Raw genomic sequence first — 21,998 nt, 5'->3', positions numbered from 1 at the left:
TCGGAGGTTCTACTTAATACTTCTTTAGGATAAAACCTAAAGGGCAGCAGATGCGATCGCAGTGGTAAATCATTTATTAAATTCTCTATTTCTGTCTTTAGTGAAAAATATTTTTTAATCGAACCGCAGAGGCGCAGAGAACACGGAGAGATAAGAAATAGAGATTTTCCGCCTGCCCCCTGCCTCCTGCCTCCTGCCTCCTTCACTTGACAGTTAGCTACGAACTTTGGTGAGGATTTTTTGGGAATAGAACGAAGCTGATTCTTCGTTTTTGGCGCAATCTTGGGCAAACTTAATCAAATGATGGCCCACAAGTCCAACGTGAATCAGGTTTTCAATATTACCTGCTTTTAGTGCTGGCTTGGCCATTTTCCAGAAAGTCTGACGATAGTTACTAAATAAGCCTACCCGCAGCAAAATATTGCTGAAATAAGTTAAACCCTTGCGAATATTAGCCGCAGAAGCGCGAGACGGGCTGTTAGGAATTTTGATGCGGTTTGGATAGGTGTGTTCCATGTTGTAGGCGAACCGCTCATATAAAAATTCCGGCTCATAAGCAGTTGTGATGCAACGTCGCCACATCTCAATAACTTGCTCGTAGGGCATCAAAAACTCAACATTTGATTCGCGGCTTTCATCAAAGAGAAGTCGTCCTTCTGCTTCTAATCTCCGCCATAATGGGGTTCTAGGTAATGCATGAAGTAGGTTAATTGTCAACATGGGAATTTGCGATGCCCGAATAAATTCGATAATTCGGTCTGCTGTTTCTGGTGTATCTGTATCTAACCCGATGATGATTCCTGATACTACTTCCATGCCATAGCTATTTAAAACCTGAATTGCTTTTAAAATTGGCATACTCAGATTTTGGTCTTTGGAAATCGCATGGAGGGCATTTGGTTCTGGTGTTTCGATGCCGCAAAAGATTGTGCAAAAATAAGCTTCGCGCATCATTTCTAGCAATTTTGGACTTTGAGCTAGGTTGAGCGTTGCTTCACAGGCAAACTGGATGGGGTAGCCATTGCGTTTTTGCCAGTCAATCAGATGAGGAAGTAACTTCATGGCGGCACGACGATCGCCAACAAAGTTATCATCGACAAAATACACTGCTCCCAAATTGCCAGATTGTCGCATTGCGTCTAACTCCGCGACTACTTGCTCTGGTGTTTTCATTCGGGGACTGTTGCCATAGAGTTCGGGAATATCGCAAAACTCGCAGTGATAAGGACAGCCACTAGAAAACTGGACATTTGCCAGGAAATAATCATTGATATTCAGCAAATGATAAGCTGGAGTTGGGAACTCTGTTAAGGGTAGACGTTCCTTGGTTTCAAAGCGAATTTGCTGTTGGGGACGTTCCAGATTTTGGTCTAGATATTCGATCAGGCGATCGCTTCCATCTCCCAATTCACCCAAATTTAAAATGTCAAATTCCGGATAATATTCTGGACACCCAGATACCGAGGGGCCACCCACAACGGTGATTTTCCCCGCTCGATGGGCAAGTTCATTAATTTGATTGATCTGTGGTTTTTGGATATGCATTCCACTCACAATCACCACATCAGCCCATTGGTAATCAGCTCTCGTTGCTGATTTGACATTCTCATCAATAAACCGCACTTCCCATTGTTTCGGTAAGTAGGCAGCCACAATTAAAATACCTTGGGGTGGCATAAAAGCCCGAACTTTACCCATCAGTGGGTAAGCGTGATGAAAAGTACCAAAGGAGCGGCTGTATTTGGGAAAGATACACAGAATGCGTCGATGGTGCAAAGGAACGTAGCGGGTTCCTTGAGTGACAGGAGCGGTTTTGGAATCGACCGCCACATTAATTCGTTTCTCTGAAGACTTTAGATTTACAGTCATTGCAAATTTCACTCTGGAAAACTGAGCAGGTAATTTGACAGTTTATTGACATAATTAGCTGTAATTCCAACTAGCTTACCAAAGAAAGGCACGAGGCAGAAGAAATTAGGAATGTATTTTTGCTCAAACCAAAGTCCTAATGATTAGACATCTCCAGAAATTCAATATGCGTTACCCAGAACCTTTGTAGAGACGTAGCAGTGCTACGTCAAAACAATTCTTTTTCGGAGATGTCTATTATAAATTGCCCAATCTTGCCTTGTGCCTGATTCATCGTGATATTTGAAGAGGGTGTTTAACTGTTAAAATATAAAATCCACCCTAGTAACGCAAATTTAATTGGTTGGCAAACAACAATTATGGAAATCGCGCATGGGATATAAAAAGAGAGATTTTCATTTTTTGTTGTATCCAATTGGGTATAGGCATCTGTCATGAATTTGATTTACTTTCTTTTGCGTTCTTCGTGGGGGATGGTGGCGATCGCGATCGCTACGGGATTCTTGAGTGGGGGTAGTAGTGCTGGCTTGATTGCCTTAATTAGCCATACTGCTAGTAGCGGTAGTGCTTCCCGCCTCACATCGATAATTTGGGGTTTTGCAGGGCTGGCAATAGTTGCACTGATTACCAGTATCATTTCTCAAGTGATGCTAGTTCGTCTTTCTCAGAATGCAGTCTTGCAATTACGGATGCGTTTAAGTCGCCAGATTCTCGCTTCCGAGTTGAGTCATCTGGAACGCTTAGGGAATCCTCGATTATTGGCAACTCTCACAGAAGATATTCAGGCGGTTGCTGATGCTGTTTATCAGATGCCTTTCATTTTTATTAATTTAGCGATCGTCCTGGGTTGTATAACATATATAACCTGGCTCTCTTGGTTAGTATTGCTGATGGTTTGTGGAATTTCAGTAGTTGCGATCGCTAGTTGTCAGTGGCTACTCAACCGAGGAGGACAATTACTGACCCTAGCTCGTGAAGATGAAGATCATCTGTTTAAACATTTTCGCACCATTACCGAAGGAGTCAAGGAACTCAAACTCAACTATCGGCGGCGTGAAGACTTTTTAGAACAAAAACTGCAATCAACTGCTAACGAGTTTCGTCATCACAATGTTAAAGGTCTAACCCTTTTTGCCATAACTTCCAGCTGGGGTCAACTCATATTCTTTTTTGCCCTCGGTTTTGTACTGTTTGTGCTACCTAATCTGCTTACCATCAATCCCGAAACTCTCTCTGGCTACATTTTAACTTTCACTTACTTGGTGTTACCAATGGATAACATCATCAGCAAACTTCCTTTATTAAGCAAAGCCAGCATTGCTTTACAAAAAATCGAATCCCTGGGTTTATCTCTAGCAAGTCGAACTGAAATATCCACTGTTCCACCTGCCCTGAAATCTGACTGGCACAGGTTAAAATTTAAAAGTGTTACCCATATTTACTATACAGACCAAGAAGACAATAGCTTTATTTTTGGCCCTATAAATTTGACACTATATCCTCAAGAATTAGTCTTCATTGTCGGCGGTAATGGTAGCGGCAAATCTACATTAGCTAAACTAATTACCGGACTTTACATCCCAGAAAAAGGCGAAATTTGCTTTGATGACGAGCTAATTAGCGAACAGAATCGAGAATGGTATCGCCAGCATTTTTCTGTGGTATTTTCCGATTTTTATTTATTTGAAGAACTTTTAGGATTAAAAAATTCTGACTTGGACGAGCAAGCTAAAAAATATTTAAAACAACTGCAACTAGACCATAAAGTAAAAGTTGAAAACGGCCAACTTTCTACCACTGCTCTTTCTCAAGGACAACGGAAACGGCTAGCTTTGCTCACAGCTTACTTGGAAGATCGACCAATTTATCTATTTGATGAGTGGGCAGCCGATCAAGATCCAGTATTTAAAGAAATATTCTACACTCAACTTCTACCAGAACTGCGATCGCGGGGTAAAACAGTACTAGTGATTAGCCATGACGATCGCTATTTTCATTTAGCAGACCGAATTATCAAACTTGACTATGGAAAAATCGAGTATGACAAAACTTAATCTGTCAAAACAATTCATAATTGTTGTTAAAGGAATATTTGGAGTTTTACTAAATAAAACCAATGTCTGAACAAAAGCCCATAAGTCCTTGGAACTATAAACCTTGGTGGTGTCAGCCTTGGTCTATAGTTCTCACAGGTGTAACACTGATTGGTGGTAGCTGGTTACTATTTAAAACTATCTGGCTAACAATTCTCGTTTCCATCCCTGTAGTAACATGGATGGGATTTTTTGTGTTGTTTTGGCCCCAACTAATGATTCGCAGTGGTATTTTGGAGTCCTATAAAGAGTAATTCGAGCCGGAACTAAGCTCGACAGGACTGTTAACTCGCTATACATAAAAATTTCTCAGTTCTTCAGGTGTAGTAAGTGGTTCCTCATATAAACATTAATAATCCTTAATAGTTAATACTATTAAGGATTTTTAACATGAGCAAAAACTGCTCACCAACCTGATTGTTCCTTAAAAATCATCGAGAAACTGACTAAGGCGACTGATTACGGGGTCAACCTCTTGAGGAGGGGTAGCAACAGTATAAGAAGTATTATTTACTACTTCTAATTGATTTGGAGACGGAATGAACGATCGATCATTGACTATGAGCGCCAGTTGTGCAACTTGTTGAGAAAGTTGCAGTAGATGATGTTCCATCGCCTCCAAACGATTAGATCCCTTGGCAAAAAAACGTTCCTCAAGTCCAGCCACTTGACGTTGCAGTTCACCGATTTGTTGATCAATCGGTGTTGTTACTGCTGTTTGTGGAGCAGGTTGTACAGGTTCCGGTACACATAAAGATTGCCATAAGGCTTCTTTACAGAGGTCGCTGAAAGTCTTGTCTGGTTGTTTTTCCAAATAACTTTCTACTTGCGCTAACAAGCTTTCATCAGCAAGCTCTGGGTTGAACGTGACGGATTTAACTACCTTTTTTGACCATTGGAACATCAGCTTTATGCCCTAGCAGCGCGATTGGAGGATAATTGTGCCTCTCCATAAATATACTGCCCCAAAGCATTCGCCTGACGGGAAGGTGCTGCTAAATGAGCATTAATCTTTGCTTCTTTGAGCAGACGTTGAACGTCGTCCCAGAAGAACTCACCACCACCGCCAGTCAGAATCACATCGGTGACGCGTTCTGGCAACCAGGCTAGCACACGGCTGCAAATTTCGCGAGAAAACATCTCCGTAAGGTTAGGAAGAAAATCATCTAGGTTGGTGGGCTTGCTAGCGCCTTTAGGACGGTAAAAACGTTCGCCTCTGGGTTTGTTCACAGCAGAAATCAGCGCTAGAGATTGACTATCTGCTCCCTCGATTTCGGCAGACACCAATTCATAAAACTTATTCATCCCGAAGTCTTCGCTCTTAGAAGCACCTCTAGCAAAACGGAAGTTATCTACCATCAAAAGATCGACGGTTTGATGTCCAATATCGACGATCGCCACCGATATTTTTGTAAAATCGGGACTGCCAGGATTTTTCTTTGGTTGAGCTTCAGACCACAGCAAACTGCCGTAGCCCTCTGGCATAACCCAAACTTTATTGACGTTCAGCGTCACAGATTCGCCTCGGAAGTTCAACACATGAGGGCCACCTACTTGGCTAATCAACTGGGCTTTTTCCTTTTCAAATTGCTCTAAAGAAAGAAAAGGCAGACCTAGTACGACTGAGATATCATTTTTGAGTTTAAAGTAGCCAGCACTTGCTAACACTTTTACCAGTGCAGCCTCTACCTTGGATTGTCCGACTCCTAAATTCGCCCCAAAATCTGCCGCCAGTTGACCAACGGCATATCCATTGCCTTGATACTCCAGCCACAAATCCATTAAGGGGTCAGTAGCGCGGGCTTCAAAAACACCACCGCGTACTTGCTCTATTGACATCTGTTTGACGTTGGCAGGTACGAACACTACATTACCAGGTTCACGACTCACACAAGTTTTTGTGGAAGTTCTGCCTAAATCAACACTGAGAATGGTTTTTCCTGAAACCGTTCCGGTGTTTGGGGTGGGATTATTTACAGCATTTATGGGAGTGGATGCCGACACTCTATTCATCGGTATAGCAGCGGCATTAATAGGGGTAGCGGCGGAAGGTTGGTCTGTCATGAAAGCTCCTAGTTCAAACTTAACTGTAAAAAGTTGTCATGCTCATCTTACAAAAATGCGAGCAACCAGAAATTCTAGGTTGCGTCAAGTGTAGCTAGAAATACGCCAAAAATTAATTCCGGCGATATCTCCGGTAAGCTCTGCCAACGCACATCTAGTATTATTTGGCATAGTGTAGGCGAATTTTGGCCAGATGTAACCCCTGCTTTCACTGCTTTCAAACCAAAAGCGTCCGTGTTTCATCTTCTAGTACGTCTTAACTGGCGCTGGGATATCCAGAAAATAAATACCAAAACCAAACCCCCAAATACGATTTTGGATACAGGAGCAAGATAGTTGTCCACAAGTTCATACTGACTACCCAACGCGTATCCTGAGTATGTTAGCAAACCCACCCAAGCCGCGCTACCCAATGTTGTGTAAAACAAAAATGGTAACAAGGGCATATTGCTGATCCCGGCGGGGACAGAAATCAAGGTGCGGATTCCTGGTACAAGACGACCAATCAATACTGCTTTTGTACCTTGTCGATCAAACCACACTTTGGCCTTAGTGATATCTTTACTGGAAATAGCTAGCCATTTGCCATATTTATCAGCCCAAGCTTTCAAACGAGTTTCGCCCAAAAACTTACCTGGATAGTACCAAATAAGTGCGCCTAATACAGAACCCAAAAGCCCTGCAAAAAACACACCAATGATATTCAGCTTTGGCCCTCCTGGTTGATATGGACTTGCTGTAAATCCAGCCAGTGGCATGATCAATTCTGAAGGAATGGGGGGAAAAAGGTTCTCTAAGAACATTAGTAGGGCAATTCCCCAATGGCCAAAATAGTTGATAGTATTAGTTATCCATTCAAGCATTAAGTCAATTCCTAAAATTGCTGTACTAGTTCTGTTACTAAGATTCCGCCTTAGCTTTTTTAAAAGCTAATTGTTCTAGATTGTTAGAGTCAAGGTAACTTGGCTGAATGGCACTAAGAAAAGCCCAAATTTATGTAGCCTCGTTACCAGCCTCCAGGCTGGTAACGTATTCTGAGAGGCTCTGCCTCTCGCCACAAAAGAGGAGGCGGAGCCTCAGGGAATGGGTTCCCAGCCTCCAGGCTGGGAACCAGTTGGAAACAGACTCAGACAAGCAAAAGTTAAGGATCTGTTTCATTAATTTTGCGGGGCGATCAGATCCAGATCCCCGACTTCTTCAAGAAGTCGGGGATCTGCTCACCCTCATTTATCACAATTTAATTAATGACATGAACCACTAGTACAACACAGCGTAAATAAACCACCCATTCAAAATTAATGAAACGCTTACGCTGTATTAATTTTGAATTTTGAATTTTGAATTTTGAATTCCGCCTTGCGGTACTAGGTTTTATTTTCCAATTTTTTAGATCCCCCTTAGTCGTTTTTTTGAAAGACTAGGGAGGATCTAAAGATTTGATGACAAATTTCAAAACATACTTTAGGGTTTTCTTCTGAGATTGATGCTGTGGGGAATCAGGAACGGAGAAGGAAGAAAGTTTAACCTTGTCCCCTTCATCCCCCTCATCCCCTCTGCTTCTAGGCTGTCGGAGTCAATGATTGTACTCTTGGTTCCGATTGCCAGTCTAAAGGATTCCAAACTCGATCTTCCAGTGCCATCTGCTCAATCAAACTTGCTAGTCTCAGAGCTTTGAGAGCTTGTTCACCACCTACTGAGGGCTGATTGCCACCATGTACACAGTTGACAAAATGCTCTAATTCTGCACTCAGAGGTTGAATATTGGTGGTGTAGACTTTTTCAATTACACCATCTTGCCTGTAAAGTACTTGTCGGTGGTCAGTGAGAGAATTGGCAGTGGTTTGCCGATGGATCAAAATTTCATTCTTGAGGAAATCTGCCTCAGTAAATGAATTTTTGCAATGGGCGACAATCCGGCGAATTTTTCGGTGCGTAACTTTACTGGCAGTCAGAGTAGCAACAATACCATTGGCAAATCCCAAGGTAGCGGTTACATAATCTAAATAACCAGAGTCTAGGGAGCGAGTACCGCTAGCAGTCAATTTTGTGACTGGGGAAGCAGCTAATTCCAGAAGTAGGTCGATGTCATGGATCATTAAATCCAGCACAACCGAAACATCATTTGCCCGATCTGAGTAAGGACTCATTCTGTGGGCTTCTAGCGCCAGCAATTCCTCTGTTTTCAGTACTTGGCTCAATTCTTTAAAAGCTGGGTTGAAACGCTCAATATGACCCACTTGCAGGATACACTGAGACTCAGCCGCAGCATTGACTAAAGACTCTGCCTCTGAAATACTGGCTGCGATCGGTTTTTCAATCAAAACATGAATTCCCGCTAACAGACAGTTGATGCCCACAGCATAGTGCAGACGGGTGGGAACAGCTACACAAACTGCTTCCACAAGGGGTAGCAGGTCACAGTAATCTTCAAAAAAACGCACCTTATACTTGCTGGCAGTTTCTAATCCTCGCTCGACGTTAATATCTGCCACTCCGACTAATTCAACATCTTTCATTGAACTCAGCACGCGAGCGTGGTGTTGTCCCATGTTACCCACTCCAATCACGCCTATGCGGATTGGTCGTGGCTGGTTGCGCTGTGTGTATGGATTCGGTTCTGCCACTGACATGCTATCTTGCACTATTATTCTCTCCTCAACCACCAAATTTAGAGACGCTACGGCCGTTGGCGTTTATACTCGAAAGCCAGTTACGATCCGTCTAAAACCATCCAGATGGTAACATAGAGCCTATGTTTATGAAGAATTTCAAAGTTTGTGATCGGTTCCCGTAATCCAAATATCTTTTGTATAGATATTTCGGGTTTGTTTGGGATTTTCCACTTTCTCCAAAAAAATATGTCTTTTGATTAACTGTAAAAAATTCGGTAAGACCTAAGTGTAAATTCTTCTTGGCATTGCTTTCTGGCATTTTGTTAAGGTTTGATTTGGCGATTTGAAATCCAAAATTTGCAACTGAAATGAAAGCTGTAATTCTGTTATCTGGGGGATTGGACTCTTCCACAATTTTGTATAAAGCTCAGGCTGATGGCTGTGAATGTCATGCTATTTCCTTTGATTACCAGCAGCGACACCGACAAGAGTTAAAGTCAGCCCTTGCTGTTGCTCAAAAAGCTACGATCGCACAACATCAGGTAGTTAATTTTGACTTACGACAATGGGGTGGTTCGGCACTTACCGATGACACCATTGATTTACCCCAGGAGCGATCGCTAGATGAAATGTCTCAAAATATTCCTGTTACATACGTTCCGGCTCGTAATACCATCTTTTTAAGCTTTGCTCTTGGTTACGCCGAAGCGATCGCAGCAGAGCGTGTCTATATCGGCGTTAATGCCCTCGATTATTCAGGATATCCTGATTGTCGCCCCGACTATATCGAAGCAATGCAAGAAGTTTTTCGCCTGGGAACCAAACAAGGGCGTGAGGGACAACCAATTAAGATTGTTGCACCCCTAATCAACCTGAAAAAAACCGACATCATCCAACTGGGGAACCAATTGGGAGTTCCTTGGGAGCTAACTTGGTCTTGCTATACTGCTGGAGATGTCGCCTGTGGCGTATGTGATTCTTGTCGCTTGCGGCTAGCAGCTTTTGCCGAATTGGGATTTATTGATCCACTGACGTATGCTTCTTGAAGAGTTAGGAGTTAGGAGTTAGGAGTTAGGAGTTAGGAGTCTGACAATTCAGGTCATCTGGAAAACCTCTCTTCTATTTCTCTCTCCTCAAAGGAGAGAGACTTTGAATTTTCCCCCTTCCCGCGACGAGTTGGGGGTTAGGGGGTTAGGTTTTTGGTGGACTTTTCCACATAACGTGAAAAGTCAGGTTAGGAGTGAGGAGTGAAAATTCATAACTCCTAACTCCTAACTCTTCACTCCTAACTCCTAACTCTCAACTCCTCACTCTTGTAGGCGTTGTAGTTGAATTTGATGTAGGCGTGGGCCAACAATTGAGACGACAGTGAATTCGAGATTTTGATAACAGAATATTTCGCCAATGGCCGGAATTTTCTGTAACTCGTACAGCAAAAAGCCCCCTAGTGTTTGGTATTCTCTGGTCAGGGGCAAATTGAGATGCAAAACTTCGTTGAGGTCTTCGAGGTTGATTTGTGCTTGCACCAAAAATTTCTGCTCATCTAACATCTGAATCAATAATTCGTCGCTGTTTTCAGGAACGCTTGGATCGCCAATAATTTCGGCAATGACATCTTTGATTGTCACTAGTCCCACAGTACCGCCAAATTCATTTACAACCATGACCATAGCGGGTTTCTCTTGCTGCATCATGGGCAAAAGTTCACTCAAGGGCGTGTGTTCTGGAACGAATCGGGCGGGACGCATCCAAGGTTGAATCTGTGTCTCTAAACTGAGTTTTCCTACAGCTAAAGGTTGCGCCAAATCTTTAAAATAAACAATGCCGCGAACATCGTCCAAAGATTCGCCAATCACTGGGTAGCGAGAGTAACCAGTAGAAGCCATTTCCCTGAGTAATATTTGGAAGGTAGCATCTTTTGGCAGCGTGATAATACTGGTGCGGGGGATCATCACATCTTGGGCCATGACATCGCCAAACTCAAAAACATTATTGAGCAATTCTCGCTCTGCACGCTGTAAACCAGTAGATCCCCATTCTGTAGAGATAATTAGTTGCAATTCTTCAGGAGTTACAGGCGGCCTCCAGCCTTGACCTGTGTATTGGATGCCAAAAATCCGCAATAAAAAACGAGTTGATTGGTTGAGAATCCAGATGAAGGGGCCAAAAAAACGCACGATCGCTTTTACTGAAGGCCCCAAAAACCTCGCTAGCTGTTCTGAGTACAACATAGCTAAGGATTTGGGGCATAGTTCTCCGATCACAATTTGCAAATAGGCAATTAAGAAAAAGGCAATGGGAATTGATAGGGAATGTGCCAGGAAGGTAGTCATGCTAACTGGTAAAGGCCAGGATCTTAACCAGGCATTAACCAGGACAACAATCGTACTTTCGCCAATCCATCCCAGCGCCAAACTAGAGAGGGTAATACCTAACTGGGTGGTAGATAGCAGTCGGTCAATACTGCGTTGTAGCATTTCTACTGCGATCGCAGGAATATCCCCAGCCTTAACTAACTGGTGAATACGCGATCGCCGCACGCTGACCATCGAAAATTCCGCCGTCACAAAAAAGGCATTTATGGCAATCAGTAGTAGCACTGATAACAACCGCAGCGCCACGTCTGTCCAAATTAAATTAGGAAAACCACTCACTGCCAAAGCTCGTGTAAAACTCACGTCCCCCATTCTTGGATTTTGGATTTTGGATTTTGGATTTTGGATTTAGTTTTGGGTATCTAGGTAAATTGCTTAGTACCAAGTCCCCAATTTAAAATCTAAAATCTAAAATCTAAAATCTCCAGTTGCCCAATCTACCTTCCTACCGGAATATTCGATGCCTCTAGCTTCAATTGTTGAGCAGGATAATCGGTAAGAGCAAGTGATATTTTCTTGACATCATCAAGTAAAGCTGTGGGAATGCTCACTGTACCTGAAAATGCTGGCCCATTTACAGGCAATTCTGTTGGTAAGCCTTCTGTACTCGCACTCAGAGTTCGTCCTTTGTCATCGGTAACATCTAAAAAACTATACAGGAATCGTACAGAATCCTTACCTTTGTTCTGCATTTTCACTTTTAGTAGCAAATCACCACCAGAGTAGTGAGCAGATTGCACAATCATGGTTACACCCTGACTTTGGGCAGTAACCGGAAAACCTGGCAGGGGTTTTTCTTCAACCACTTCTGGGGGTTTTTCCTCTGGCTTCTGCTTGCTGCTATTGGTTTCTTCATCATCTTCCTCTAGCTTTTCAGACTTAGCCACCTTGGTCTTACCCTCAATTCGTGCCTTGACAATTTTCAGAATCTCTTCCTCTTTTAATAGCACTAGCCCCCCCTGTTGGGAGCTATTTGCCTTATTGCTGGCAAATTTGGTTGTGGGACGCCCATCTGGTGTAGTAACGCCTTTAAGTGCTGAACTCCCCAGTTCAAAGCCCAAAAACGCGCTCACAGAGCCGGCTCCCATCATCAGAATTAGCAAAATCAAAGTAAGAAGTACAGTAGAATTTATTTTCATTGCTGACAAGCTATCACAATAGAATGCTGGTCTATTTAAGAATAGTGAAGCTTTTGACCTCAATCCTTAAAGGAACTTAATCAATATTAGTTTGCACTATATCTCTGATCAAATTATGTAGTATAAAAAGCTGGGAAATTATTGTCCAGTCTTCACAAGCGGAAAATTTGTGATATAATTATGGAATTGGCTAAACTCAAGTGCTTGAGGTATTTCCCTCACTCTGAAATTAGCAAAGAAAGTTAACCTAAGAGTTAAAGCAATTTACTCATAGCAACCCAAAACCCAGCAAAACATGCGCCTTTGGCCGATTGGGGAGGCAGCGAACTCATAATTCGCCTTAAGGCTGGTTCGATTCCAGCAGGGCGCACTGAATCATCAAAAATTAGTAATAGAGGGTATGGGGCATTGGGCACGGGCACTTGTAGTGAGCGTTGCTGAAATGTTGGTTAGTAATTATTCTCCCATCCTCCCCATTCCCTAAATATTACCGAGATGGTAAAGTTTCAAACCTGAATTCAGTTCCTAGTTTGAGTTTGTTGCTATTCAAACGAGGAGACATCATTAGCGATGTGTCATAAGGATTTGGTAAATCAGGAGTGCGAATATAAGGATCGTTGCCGGCTTGCTGAGTCAGGACATCATGATATAAAGTGTTAACCAATTCAGCATCGTGAGCAATTTCATTTTCTGGGAAGGAACCACCGAAACTGGAACCAGATCCGAGTAATGAGTCTAGCTGACGCTTGAGGCTGCCATTTTCGTAGAAATTGCGATCGTGACTAAAATAAGCTCGTTCAAAGACATCACTCGTCGTTTCATAATTGGGTGTTGCCGTTTGGGCAGATGCAACAGAGGGAAAAGCAATACCAGCAGCAAGCAGCACTAATAAACCACCAAAGGTTTTGAATTTTATACCCACGTTTCTGACTCCTCAATTTTTGGGCAATCTTAATTTATGCTTAAGTTCAGAACTCTGATGAGTTCAACCTTTGGTGTAGCACAATTTTTAATGTTTTGTAATGACGTATCCTACTGAAACTCTTACCCACTCAGATATTTGGGCAACCACTCCTGATTTGACCATTTTGCGCCGTAAGCTACTAGATTTATTTTGTCAACTTGCTTATCAAGAGGGTGATTTTCTCCTCTCTTCTGGGCTGCGTAGTTCTTATTACGTCAACAAGACACAGGTAACACTCCATCCTCAAGGCGCTTTGGCAGTTGGACGCTTGCTGTTTCCTTTATTACCTGTAGATACACAGGCTGTAGGTGGTTTAACAATGGGGGCTGATCCAATTGTGACAGCAGTGAGTATAGTTTCGGTTTATGAAAACCGACCGATACCAGCGCTGATTATTCGCAAGGAAGCTAAGGGTTATGGGACGAGAGCTTACATAGAAGGCCCTAGTTTACCTGAAGGTGCAAAAGTAGTAGTTTTGGAAGATGTGGTGACAACTGGGCAATCTGCTCTGAAAGCGGTTGAGCGTCTTAAGGATGCGGGTTATACCGTCAATCAAGTAATTTCACTAGTAGACAGAGAGCAAGGGGGAGGTGAGTTGTATCAGTCAGCTGGGTTGAAGTTTGAAACTTTGTTTTCGATTCAGGAAGTTCAGGAACGCTACCAACAACTTGCAAATTTATAAATAAGGGAACTTGTATTAATTCGTAATTCGTAATTCGTAATTACGAATTGGTATAAGTTCTGAAGATGAAATATCTGTTTTAGTTTTATACTTTTATAAAGTATTGGGCGAATAGAATTCGCTACTACACAAACAAAGTCCACCTCCGTGGACTAAGAAAAATTAAGAGTTTTTAACCTGCATAGGCAGGTAAAGTCTCGTGTAGCCGTGACTTCTAGTCGCCAGGGCTAGTATGAATTGAGACTTTACAAATATCCTCTAAAACAATATCTCCGCCTCAATGAACTTTATTACTCATAATGATATTTGCAAGTCAAAATAATCAATCTTCTTCAATTTTATAAGTTTGTGATTCAAAGACAATTTTTTCATATTCATCTAAATTAACAAAAACTAAGTTACCTTTTTCTACATTTTCTAAAGCTTTGAGTAGATATTTTTTGTTAGTTTCTGATTTCAGGAGATAGGTAGTTTCGTCTTCTTCAGATGGTGGTTCAACTAGCATAATTACTTGTACTAAAGTTTTCGCATCTTTCCGACCCTATTGTAACTGTATTTGAGTGAGATGAATTGGAGCGATCGTTCTCTCTCTCATCTACAGTTTGTTCAATCTTCTGGAGGATGCCAACCCGCAAGCACCCAATAACTGCGAACTTCCAGTGCATCTGCATCATCACTCAGATGTAGAACTGCAACAGTTGCTCTACCAGTCGGCGTTTTACCAACAATACGTAGACCATCTTCACTCCAGCCAAAATGCTCAAACCAGACTTGAGTACGAGGGTTAAATAGCCTTACCATTTCGCTCGTCTCTGGATCAACCCCTGTAGTTTTATCACTTTTGTAGCGATTACATAGGGGACAAGCTAGCCACAAGTTTGATTCATCATTGCTACCATTTTTAGATATGGGAATAATATGTTCAATTTCCAAACGTGCCATTACTAAACGCTGAGGACTTAAACAATAGCCACAGCGATTTCGAGCATCGGTGCGGACACGACGTTCTATTTCTACAGAAATATAAAAGCGTGCCATTGCTGTTAATTGAGGGCTGGTTTCAAGCCGCGTTCAACAGCAACTTTTAAGGCTCTTGCTTTACTTACTAAGCCACGTCGATAGACCTGCATGAGTTCATCTAGTTGACGAACTTCTGCATCATTAAGCTGTCCCTCTCGGTGACGCGCTTGCAAGTCACTGAAAACCTCTTGCTGCTGAGTTTCCATCTGCATATCGCACATAGCCAAAACCTGATCATCTGGTAATGATTCCATAGGTAGTTCGGTAATGGCGCGGTCAATCCATTCTAGTAATACATCTTCAAGTCGCCGATGTGTGAAAGCAGCGATTTCCTTTGCTTTTTGTGCCAGTGTTTCAGGAAGTTGAAGGGTGACAATTTCAGCCATTTTCTACCTGCTTGCTTTTTACTTATGATTGTATCTGCGATCGCTTTTCTTTGTTGGCGTGGGTGACTCGTTAAAAAGAGCGATCGCTATTAGACAGAATAGTACTCAAATTGGGAATACTGAGTAAAGCGCAGGTATTTGCTGTTTAGAGGCAAAGTGGTTTATTGCTATATATCGCGCTACTGACAATTTAGCAACTAGGAGAAGATCGTGAGTTTACCAGTTACAGTAACCTTTATGCTTGCTGATTGGATTGTCAAAGGACTAACAGATGGAACTCTTGAACGGGTTGGAGGTGTAATCCGAGAAGTAGGAAGCAAACATATCGTTACCTGGTTACGGGAGCAGGGATCAACTAATCCTAGTGGAAAGGAGTTAGTGGAACTTGGGCGAAGTCTGCAACTAACTCAAGGAATTTTGCAGGTAACTAGTGCAGTCAGTATACTCAACCTGGGTGTCTCAGTTATCGGCTTTACTGTGATACTACAACGGCTTAAAGAATTAGAACAACGCTTACAACAAGCACAAAAATTGTTAAATCACATTAACCGTAAAATCGATCTTAGTTTCTATGCAAATTTTCGTGCTGCGCTCGATTTAGCTATTAATGCTTTTACGATGACTAAACCAGAAAATCGTAGAAGCAGCGCACTACAAGCTATTAACCGCTTTTTAGAAGCAGAGCATATTTATACTGAATACACAGATATTGAAATTGAGCAAAAAAGCCAAATTGCTGATGAATATCTGCTGACTTTATCTTTAGCTTACCTAGCTGAAGCACGTTGCTATTTAGAATTAGAAGAACACAATACAGCACTTCGCCGCTTTCAAGAAGGATCAATAGTTATTCGTTCTCGTATTCAGAAATATGTTAAGCTTCTGCTTACTTATAACCCAGCAATATACTTACAGCCTCAGTTCAGAGGTCAGATTGATTTGCGGAGGCTAACCCGAATTTATCAATGGCTCGACCCAACTTTGGATGAAAATGCAGTCTTCGATATGCAACGTATGAATCTATTCATGTTGGCTCAAGACCCGAATAACTGGAAGTGGGTAGAATCGATACCAGCAGCAATTTGGGATTCTAAAGTAGATTGGGTAGGAAAAGCAATTTGGGATGATCCTAAGCCGCAAATTTATGCACGTCTTCCTAAAACTTTGGAGGTAATGGAATCTATGATTGAAACCAATCGCCGCTTTGAATCTTACCAAACAGAAGTACAAGCAATTTCCCAATTAGGCATCAGCTTTCATGACTGGCTTAAATTAGCTCCATCTACAGAAATTAAACCAGACGGTGCAGAATTAATGTACATTATTCCATCTAAACCTTTAGATTTACAGCCTTCCATGTGAACTAATTACAGGATTAAAGATGAATTAATCAAGGTCAAGAAACTCTCTGAGAGTAATAATCTGGTTTTGATATTCGGCTAGGGTGTTGAGTGATAAAAGGTCTTGATATCCTGTGATTAAAAATTCTGCATTGGCATCTTTAGGAAGTTCTAAAAATTTGTTTTCATCTGGATCTCTACAGGTGTTTATCTGAGATTTTATTTCTATAAATTGACTGGATTTTTTAACTATGTCCAAAAAATCTTGTCGGTCTTGATATGAGATATATTTATGGAACTTACGTTTGTAAATTCGTGTGTTTAATTCTTGATAAGTTTCATCGCTTTGAGCAATTTTGAATTCTTTATAGACTTTATCTAGGGCTTTACGGGCTGTTCCATTACGACTTAGAGCAGCACTAAGTAAAACATTTGTGTCAATGACAATTAGTTTATGATTCATCGGCAAGTAATTCTTCTAAAATTTCTTCGCCTAATCCTTTGGCTTGAGCATTCACTGTAACAATTTTGGATAGTATTATTTTGTCTTTTTGAAAATGCTCCTTTTTGAATTCTTGTTAGACTAATTTAATAATGCCATGTTAGTATACACTGAATTTTAGTTAAATTACTCTAAAGTAAATTCTGCAAATTCTCTTGGACCAAACAGCATATTTCGGTCTACGGCTGACAAGATTTTATTATTGGCGCGATCGCTATTTAAAGAATGGACAACTAACTGGGCGACATCTGCACGATTAATGCTACCAATAATGTGCGGATCTTCAGTCAAAACACCATTACCTGTTGCTGGTTCTGACTTTAGTCCACCAGGACGGATGATTGTATAGGTGAGTCCACTGGCGATTAAGTGTTGTTCTGCTTTGTCTTTCTCAACTAAAACTGTTCCCAGTGCTGCTAAAACTTGGGGTGACAGAGCAACAACACTATTGCCAGCACCAATAGAAGACACAAGAATAAACTTTTGCACTCCAGCTTTAACTGCTGCATCGATCAGATTTCTATTACCAGGGTAATCTGCTCTTTCTCCATCTGTCGGCAAACCGCCAATTGTACTGATAATGGTGTGAATAGGTTCATCTTTGAGGATTGCGCCTTCTACATCCTCAACATTTAAGGCATCTCCCACAACTACTTGAATACCTGTTTTCTCTAGTTCAGCTGCAACTGCTGCTGTTCTCACGAGTGCTTTAACCTTTAGCTGTTGCGCCCTCAGATATTGGGCAATTTCTCGACCAACACCGCGACTTGCTCCAGCCAGAAAAATATAAGATTCACTTGTCATCATAAATTTAACTACTTACGCTCAAAGGATTTTATCAGAGGATTGGCAGTAGTTAATAGTTGTTCAAGCAACAGAGATGCTTCTGATTGGTGGCGAACGTGAGTGTCAATAAACAAACTAATGATTTCACCCATCAGCAAACGGAAGGTTTCTTGAGGTTGGGTGGCGGGAAAGTCCAACAAGGGTATATCTAGAGTGGAATCTAGCCGATCAACTATCGAAAAATGATTTGCTCCCTCCAAAAGTAGTAGATAGCTGTCATTTCGTCCTCCAGCAATTGCTTCTTGGAATGTACGGATGACTGAGGTGGTAGCATTTCCAGAGCTTACACCATAGCGATCGCTGCTGTTCGCAATTACTCCATCACAAGTTCCTCCCATCAGTAGAAGTGGTAGGGAGTCTGGTAAGGATAAGATAGTTGCTGGCTCGTACCCCAATGATAACGTTGCCATAGTGTGTAAACCATAACCAAAATATGCTGCAACTTGAGGGAAAAAGTGGGGATCGGCATTTTCGATTGCTACTCTACCACCTGCGGAGTGTCCACCTAAAATTATTCTTTGCAGATCGAGCATTCCAGCTAAAATACCCTCAGACTGTAACTGTTCTACTTTCGCTAGCAGTGTTGGCAAAGCCGGAGCAGTGGGAACAGTACGATAAATTGTTGGTTTCAGCTTTTCAAAATCAACCCCTGGAGTCAGACTCGTTATTCCTGGTATACTTTCTGCAATCCAGTTAAAGAGAATCACCACTAATCCACGTTCAGCAAGTTTAACTGCCAACCATTGATATTGTTGAGCATCACAGTTAAAACCGTTGAAAAAAATCACCACAGGAAAAGGTGCCTTTTCTAAATCAACTGGCAAATTTGCTTTATTTATTTCTACCTTACCCGTCGATATCTGTGCTGGATAGAAAACTTTCAGGTGAATGGTATCGTAAGGAGACTGGAAACCCTCGATTTTAGCAGCTTGGAAAAAAGCACGAACTGTCATCTGGTTCTTCCTAATATCAATTTTCCGAAAATTTTTCTATTGGCCAGGTACAACTGCTCCTAACAATTCCAATCTAGCGATCGCAAATAACTGAGTAACTATAATTACATAAATACTAGCATAGCAATTATACCTAACCCAATGGTAGGAGGTATTGTAATAGGTAATTGTGTCAATCTAGCAAATAACTTTTCAATGGATTTACCTATGGCTAAAAAATCTCAACCCAATCTAGAGCAATATCATGATGTCAGGTTATCTGCTACTACCAGAATTTGGGTAATTACAGTAGCAATTCTCGGAGTTTGCGTCCCACTGTCAGCCATTACTAAAAGCGGTGCTATTCTTCCTCTAGTGGCTATTGGTGGCGCAGCTGTTGGTACTGTTGCTGTTTGGCGTTCTGATGAGCAAAAATCAAAAACTAACTATTTGCAACAGCAGCAAATAGAACTGCTAGAGGAGAGATTAGCAAATTTAGAAACAATTGTTAGCAGTGATGACTTGAACTTGCAAATGAAAATTAAACAAATCGAAGCAAGGGATACTTTTGGCAACTCCTCTGATGTCAGTACTACACCCAGACAACCAAAACGTAAAGGTTAAAATAATTCGTAATTCGTAATTCGTAATTCGTAATTCTTATACCACGAGGGTTTCATTGATTTGGGATGGATGGTGAGGCAGTCCGGTCTTGGGGGTTCCCCCCGTGAGGAACTGCCGTTAGCGCAGCGTTAGCGAGCCTGCGAGCGTCACCCATTAGCGCAGCGTTAGCGAGTCATCGAGCGTCAGGGGTGGTTTACTTCCGCCATGCTGTACTAGGTTATTTTTGTGTAGGTATTTGTTGACTTAACGTATCCGCAATCTTGGAAATCCGTCTCCAATTAAACTTTCTTTTGCAGCTAGAAGTGTTTCTAGGAAAACAGTATCTCATTGTCCATGTCCGTTAGAATTGACTGACATCATCTAAATTCTATACACTTCAACTGCATCAATTCATGAAACGTCTAAGTGCTGTTTATTTATCTCTTTCCTGGAAACATCTGCCAATGGCTGTGTTTTATTAGACTCCTAACATTACTGAATTTTTAATTAACTAAGGTTATAAACTTGAGTAATTGCATTGGTATAGCTTACCGTAGGTATGCAACAGTTTGCCGCAGGAATGCAGATGGATTGGATTAGCTTACTCAAAGCTCAACAAACAGACTTTCTTCAACGTGTGAAAAAGCCTAAAACTTACGACTTATCTTTGCTAGAAAGTCAAGTTAAAGGTTGTCACACTGAAGTTATGGCCTTTTGGGGTGAGCCATTGGCTAGACTCCAAGAACTTTCTCGCCAACAAGCAGAAGTTCTCGCCAAAAATCCGCCGCCAACGCCACCTGAATATCCTGAGCCTCCTGATTGGACGATACCTTTCCCGAAATACTTCCAACAACAAGCTCAAGATTATCTTTTACGGGAGTATATTGTTGACCGAGTAATAACTGAACGGTTGGGCAAATTGGTAAAAAAGGTGTCACAAGATACCTTACAAAATATGATTTTAGATGATGAAGGAAATTTGGGTGGCGAAAGTAAATTTCCTTATGTACTTAAAGATCATCCTCAGCTAAGTGTTCAAGTTTACGTTGCTGATGGAGAAAGTTTTAATGGTATTAAGAAAGACAAAATTAGGTGGTCGATTACTCAAGAAGATTTGAAAAATCACCAAGTATTAATTTTTCTATGTTTGTTTTATCCATCTACAGGTAATTTAGGTTACGAGAGGCAAAGCATAATAACAGGCTTTTTACCGACAAATCAACTTGAATTTGCTGAACCAAAAGTGTATGTAACTCCAAGTAACTTGTTGTATGCAGGGGGATTGAGTTGGTACTTAGAATCACTTACTGGCAAAAAAAATGAGTCGCCAGTAATTAATGAGAGAGCGATCGCAGATACAATACAGACTCTACCATCAGAGCATTGCCTCAAGGATATAGTCGGTGACTGGGAATGCTGGCAGACTTTGCAAGGACACACCAGAGGGATTAATTGCCTAGCTTTCAGTTCCGGGTGTAACAATGGCAAAGCCTTACCCATTTTGGCAAGTGGTAGCCGTGGCGAGACGAAACTCTGGGATTTAAGCAAGGGTGAATTAATAGAGACATTATCAGAGTATCCTTGGGTACTATCTGGGCTGGTGGATGAAGTGAATTCCCTAGCTTTTAGTTCAGATGGACAGACTTTAGTGAGTTGCGGTGCAGATTCCACAATTAAGCTTTGGCACGTAGGTGCTTTAGACTTGATAGATATTTTGCACAAACACAATGGGGTAGTGCGGTGTGCTGCCTTCACCCCAGATGGCAGAATGTTGGCGACAGGTGGAGATGACAGAAAAATTCTATTTTGGGATTTGATGCAACGTCAGGTAGCGATCGCACTTTCTTTAGATGATACAGCTGCTCATTCTCTGGTTTTGAGTCGAGATGGGGAAACTCTGGTTACAGGTAGCTACCGCAAAATCAAAGTTTGGCGCACCTTACCCCAAACGGGGATCAAAAGTTTAAAAGATGCACAACCTCTACATACCCTCATGGGTCATGCTCATATCGTGCGTTCCTTAGCAATCAGTGCAGATGGTAAACTACTCGTGAGTGGTAGCTGGGATCAAACAATTAAAATTTGGCAATTGGAGACTGGAGAATTAGTTCATACTCTTAAAGGACATAGAGATAGAGTATATGCGATCGCTTTAAGTCCCGATGGACAAATTATCGCCAGTGGTAGTGCTGATAAAACCATCAAATTGTGGCATCTACAAACCGGCGAATTGCTGGGTACATTTACAGGTCATGGGAATATAGTTACAGCATTAGCCTTCACAGCATCCGGTGAGATGCTGGTTAGCGGGAGTTTGGATAAGACAATTAAAATTTGGCAACGGAGTTAATAGTAATTCGTGTTGAAGGAGGCAGAAGACATTCCCGATGAAACGAATTTCAAAAGCCTTGAATGGAAGAATGACTGGGGACTGGGGACTGGGGACTGGTATTTTTACTCAGCACTGAGTATGGTAAATCCTTTCAGCAGCTACTCTGCCCTGTGAAAGAATTTGGGTAATTTTACTTATCATAGATTGTCAATTATTGTAGTCAAATTGACAACATTTTA

Annotated in this window: 21 protein-coding genes and 1 tRNA gene; 8 read left to right on the top strand and 14 right to left on the bottom strand. The window is 41.7% G+C overall.

Annotated features, from left to right (window positions below; all coding sequences use genetic code 11):
• Positions 1-213: 213 nt before the first annotated feature.
• On the bottom strand, positions 214-1,869 hold the full coding sequence (locus tag V7K76_RS16915; RefSeq protein WP_334778536.1) for a B12-binding domain-containing radical SAM protein: 1,656 nt from the start codon (positions 1,867-1,869) through the stop codon (positions 214-216).
• A gap of 434 nt (positions 1,870-2,303) precedes the next feature.
• On the opposite strand from V7K76_RS16915, the gene V7K76_RS16910 reads away from it, so the two are divergent.
• Both V7K76_RS16910 and V7K76_RS16905 read left to right on the top strand, forming a co-directional pair.
• The gene (locus tag V7K76_RS16910) at positions 2,304-3,923 is read left to right on the top strand and encodes a cyclic peptide export ABC transporter (RefSeq protein ID WP_334778535.1); all 1,620 of its coding nucleotides are present in this window, start codon (positions 2,304-2,306) and stop codon (positions 3,921-3,923) included.
• Between the two features lie 62 nt (positions 3,924-3,985).
• Positions 3,986-4,216, top strand: a complete 231-nt coding sequence (locus V7K76_RS16905) for a DUF6737 family protein (RefSeq protein WP_334778534.1) — start codon at positions 3,986-3,988, stop codon at positions 4,214-4,216.
• A gap of 170 nt (positions 4,217-4,386) precedes the next feature.
• Here the strand turns inward: V7K76_RS16905 and V7K76_RS16900 are convergent, their stop codons facing one another.
• From V7K76_RS16900 to V7K76_RS16885, 4 genes are all read right to left on the bottom strand, one after another.
• The gene (locus V7K76_RS16900) at positions 4,387-4,866 is read right to left on the bottom strand and encodes a plasmid segregation centromere-binding protein ParR (protein ID WP_334778533.1); all 480 of its coding nucleotides are present in this window, start codon (positions 4,864-4,866) and stop codon (positions 4,387-4,389) included.
• A gap of 5 nt (positions 4,867-4,871) precedes the next feature.
• Positions 4,872-6,026, bottom strand: a complete 1,155-nt coding sequence (locus V7K76_RS16895) for a ParM/StbA family protein (RefSeq protein WP_334778532.1) — start codon at positions 6,024-6,026, stop codon at positions 4,872-4,874.
• A 239-nt stretch (positions 6,027-6,265) separates the two neighbouring features.
• Positions 6,266-6,889, bottom strand: a complete 624-nt coding sequence (locus tag V7K76_RS16890) for a DedA family protein (RefSeq protein WP_334778531.1) — start codon at positions 6,887-6,889, stop codon at positions 6,266-6,268.
• Between the two features lie 696 nt (positions 6,890-7,585).
• Positions 7,586-8,668 (bottom strand): Gfo/Idh/MocA family oxidoreductase, encoded by a 1,083-nt coding sequence (locus tag V7K76_RS16885; protein WP_334778530.1) that lies wholly within the window; start codon positions 8,666-8,668, stop codon positions 7,586-7,588.
• A gap of 338 nt (positions 8,669-9,006) precedes the next feature.
• Here V7K76_RS16885 and queC point away from each other — a divergent pair, with 338 nt between their 5' ends.
• Positions 9,007-9,684, top strand: coding sequence for a 7-cyano-7-deazaguanine synthase QueC (gene queC, locus V7K76_RS16880; protein WP_334778529.1), 678 nt, complete (start codon positions 9,007-9,009; stop codon positions 9,682-9,684).
• A 261-nt stretch (positions 9,685-9,945) separates the two neighbouring features.
• Here queC and V7K76_RS16875 read toward each other — a convergent pair whose 3' ends face one another.
• Together V7K76_RS16875 and V7K76_RS16870 are read right to left on the bottom strand one after the other, a co-directional pair.
• Positions 9,946-11,325 (bottom strand): hemolysin family protein, encoded by a 1,380-nt coding sequence (locus V7K76_RS16875; RefSeq protein ID WP_334778528.1) that lies wholly within the window; start codon positions 11,323-11,325, stop codon positions 9,946-9,948.
• A gap of 125 nt (positions 11,326-11,450) precedes the next feature.
• Positions 11,451-12,152: a hypothetical protein gene (locus tag V7K76_RS16870; RefSeq protein ID WP_334778527.1), complete on the bottom strand. Its 702-nt coding sequence runs from the start codon at positions 12,150-12,152 to the stop codon at positions 11,451-11,453.
• A 297-nt stretch (positions 12,153-12,449) separates the two neighbouring features.
• Between V7K76_RS16870 and V7K76_RS16865 the strand changes: the two genes are divergently transcribed.
• A tRNA-Ile gene (locus tag V7K76_RS16865) sits at positions 12,450-12,522 on the top strand.
• A 117-nt stretch (positions 12,523-12,639) separates the two neighbouring features.
• Here the strand turns inward: V7K76_RS16865 and V7K76_RS16860 are convergent.
• Positions 12,640-13,074 carry a hypothetical protein gene (locus tag V7K76_RS16860; RefSeq protein WP_334778525.1) on the bottom strand — a complete coding sequence of 145 codons (435 nt, stop codon included), beginning with the start codon at positions 13,072-13,074 and terminating at the stop codon, positions 12,640-12,642.
• Between the two features lie 100 nt (positions 13,075-13,174).
• Here V7K76_RS16860 and pyrE point away from each other — a divergent pair, with 100 nt between their 5' ends.
• Positions 13,175-13,798 carry an orotate phosphoribosyltransferase gene (pyrE, locus tag V7K76_RS16855; RefSeq protein ID WP_334778524.1) on the top strand — a complete coding sequence of 208 codons (624 nt, stop codon included), beginning with the start codon at positions 13,175-13,177 and terminating at the stop codon, positions 13,796-13,798.
• Between the two features lie 322 nt (positions 13,799-14,120).
• Here pyrE and V7K76_RS16850 read toward each other — a convergent pair whose 3' ends face one another.
• The 3 genes from V7K76_RS16850 to V7K76_RS16840 form a co-directional block, all read right to left on the bottom strand.
• On the bottom strand, positions 14,121-14,303 hold the full coding sequence (locus V7K76_RS16850; RefSeq protein WP_334778523.1) for a hypothetical protein: 183 nt from the start codon (positions 14,301-14,303) through the stop codon (positions 14,121-14,123).
• Between the two features lie 101 nt (positions 14,304-14,404).
• Complete coding sequence (locus V7K76_RS16845; RefSeq protein ID WP_334778522.1) at positions 14,405-14,836, bottom strand: HNH endonuclease; 432 nt, start codon at positions 14,834-14,836, stop codon at positions 14,405-14,407.
• A gap of 5 nt (positions 14,837-14,841) precedes the next feature.
• The gene (locus V7K76_RS16840) at positions 14,842-15,204 is read right to left on the bottom strand and encodes a hypothetical protein (protein ID WP_334778521.1); all 363 of its coding nucleotides are present in this window, start codon (positions 15,202-15,204) and stop codon (positions 14,842-14,844) included.
• 210 nt (positions 15,205-15,414) lie between these two features.
• Between V7K76_RS16840 and V7K76_RS16835 the strand changes: the two genes are divergently transcribed.
• Positions 15,415-16,566, top strand: coding sequence for a hypothetical protein (locus V7K76_RS16835; protein ID WP_334778520.1), 1,152 nt, complete (start codon positions 15,415-15,417; stop codon positions 16,564-16,566).
• A 24-nt stretch (positions 16,567-16,590) separates the two neighbouring features.
• On the opposite strand, the gene V7K76_RS16830 is transcribed toward V7K76_RS16835, so the two are convergent.
• The 3 genes from V7K76_RS16830 to V7K76_RS16820 all read right to left on the bottom strand — a co-directional run bounded on the left by V7K76_RS16830 (position 16,591) and on the right by V7K76_RS16820 (position 18,845).
• Positions 16,591-17,007, bottom strand: coding sequence for a putative toxin-antitoxin system toxin component, PIN family (locus V7K76_RS16830; RefSeq protein ID WP_334778582.1), 417 nt, complete (start codon positions 17,005-17,007; stop codon positions 16,591-16,593).
• Between the two features lie 165 nt (positions 17,008-17,172).
• On the bottom strand, positions 17,173-17,850 hold the full coding sequence (locus V7K76_RS16825; RefSeq protein WP_334778581.1) for an SDR family oxidoreductase: 678 nt from the start codon (positions 17,848-17,850) through the stop codon (positions 17,173-17,175).
• 11 nt (positions 17,851-17,861) lie between these two features.
• Positions 17,862-18,845, bottom strand: a complete 984-nt coding sequence (locus V7K76_RS16820) for an alpha/beta hydrolase family protein (protein ID WP_334778519.1) — start codon at positions 18,843-18,845, stop codon at positions 17,862-17,864.
• A 207-nt stretch (positions 18,846-19,052) separates the two neighbouring features.
• Between V7K76_RS16820 and V7K76_RS16815 the strand changes: the two genes are divergently transcribed.
• Both V7K76_RS16815 and V7K76_RS16810 read left to right on the top strand, forming a co-directional pair.
• On the top strand, positions 19,053-19,448 hold the full coding sequence (locus tag V7K76_RS16815; protein WP_334778518.1) for a hypothetical protein: 396 nt from the start codon (positions 19,053-19,055) through the stop codon (positions 19,446-19,448).
• A 538-nt stretch (positions 19,449-19,986) separates the two neighbouring features.
• Complete coding sequence (locus tag V7K76_RS16810; protein WP_334952463.1) at positions 19,987-21,777, top strand: WD40 repeat domain-containing protein; 1,791 nt, start codon at positions 19,987-19,989, stop codon at positions 21,775-21,777.
• Positions 21,778-21,998: the final 221 nt, after the last annotated feature.

Source organism: Nostoc sp. (assembly GCF_036917975.1).
Classification (GTDB): domain Bacteria; phylum Cyanobacteriota; class Cyanobacteriia; order Cyanobacteriales; family Nostocaceae; genus Nostoc.
The sequence above is the reverse complement of the archived record's forward strand: the minus strand, read 5'-3'. Positions and strand labels throughout refer to the sequence as shown.

Excerpts from the sequence above, each read along its gene's own strand:
- pyrE (WP_334778524.1), top strand. The coding sequence starts at position 13,175 with ATGACGTATCCTACTGAAACTCTTACCCACTCAGATATTTGGGCAACC.
- V7K76_RS16910 (WP_334778535.1), top strand. The coding sequence starts at position 2,304 with ATGAATTTGATTTACTTTCTTTTGCGTTCTTCGTGGGGGATGGTGGCG.
- V7K76_RS16815 (WP_334778518.1), top strand. The coding sequence starts at position 19,053 with ATGGCTAAAAAATCTCAACCCAATCTAGAGCAATATCATGATGTCAGG.
- V7K76_RS16830 (WP_334778582.1), bottom strand. The coding sequence starts at position 17,007 with ATGAATCATAAACTAATTGTCATTGACACAAATGTTTTACTTAGTGCT.
- V7K76_RS16850 (WP_334778523.1), bottom strand. The coding sequence starts at position 14,303 with ATGCTAGTTGAACCACCATCTGAAGAAGACGAAACTACCTATCTCCTG.
- V7K76_RS16895 (WP_334778532.1), bottom strand. The coding sequence starts at position 6,026 with ATGACAGACCAACCTTCCGCCGCTACCCCTATTAATGCCGCTGCTATA.
- V7K76_RS16810 (WP_334952463.1), top strand. The coding sequence starts at position 19,987 with ATGCAACAGTTTGCCGCAGGAATGCAGATGGATTGGATTAGCTTACTC.
- V7K76_RS16870 (WP_334778527.1), bottom strand. The coding sequence starts at position 12,152 with ATGAAAATAAATTCTACTGTACTTCTTACTTTGATTTTGCTAATTCTG.
- V7K76_RS16875 (WP_334778528.1), bottom strand. The coding sequence starts at position 11,325 with ATGGGGGACGTGAGTTTTACACGAGCTTTGGCAGTGAGTGGTTTTCCT.
- V7K76_RS16905 (WP_334778534.1), top strand. The coding sequence starts at position 3,986 with ATGTCTGAACAAAAGCCCATAAGTCCTTGGAACTATAAACCTTGGTGG.
- V7K76_RS16915 (WP_334778536.1), bottom strand. The coding sequence starts at position 1,869 with ATGACTGTAAATCTAAAGTCTTCAGAGAAACGAATTAATGTGGCGGTC.
- queC (WP_334778529.1), top strand. The coding sequence starts at position 9,007 with ATGAAAGCTGTAATTCTGTTATCTGGGGGATTGGACTCTTCCACAATT.
- V7K76_RS16845 (WP_334778522.1), bottom strand. The coding sequence starts at position 14,836 with ATGGCACGCTTTTATATTTCTGTAGAAATAGAACGTCGTGTCCGCACC.
- V7K76_RS16900 (WP_334778533.1), bottom strand. The coding sequence starts at position 4,866 with ATGTTCCAATGGTCAAAAAAGGTAGTTAAATCCGTCACGTTCAACCCA.
- V7K76_RS16825 (WP_334778581.1), bottom strand. The coding sequence starts at position 17,850 with ATGACAAGTGAATCTTATATTTTTCTGGCTGGAGCAAGTCGCGGTGTT.
- V7K76_RS16820 (WP_334778519.1), bottom strand. The coding sequence starts at position 18,845 with ATGACAGTTCGTGCTTTTTTCCAAGCTGCTAAAATCGAGGGTTTCCAG.
- V7K76_RS16840 (WP_334778521.1), bottom strand. The coding sequence starts at position 15,204 with ATGGCTGAAATTGTCACCCTTCAACTTCCTGAAACACTGGCACAAAAA.
- V7K76_RS16890 (WP_334778531.1), bottom strand. The coding sequence starts at position 6,889 with ATGCTTGAATGGATAACTAATACTATCAACTATTTTGGCCATTGGGGA.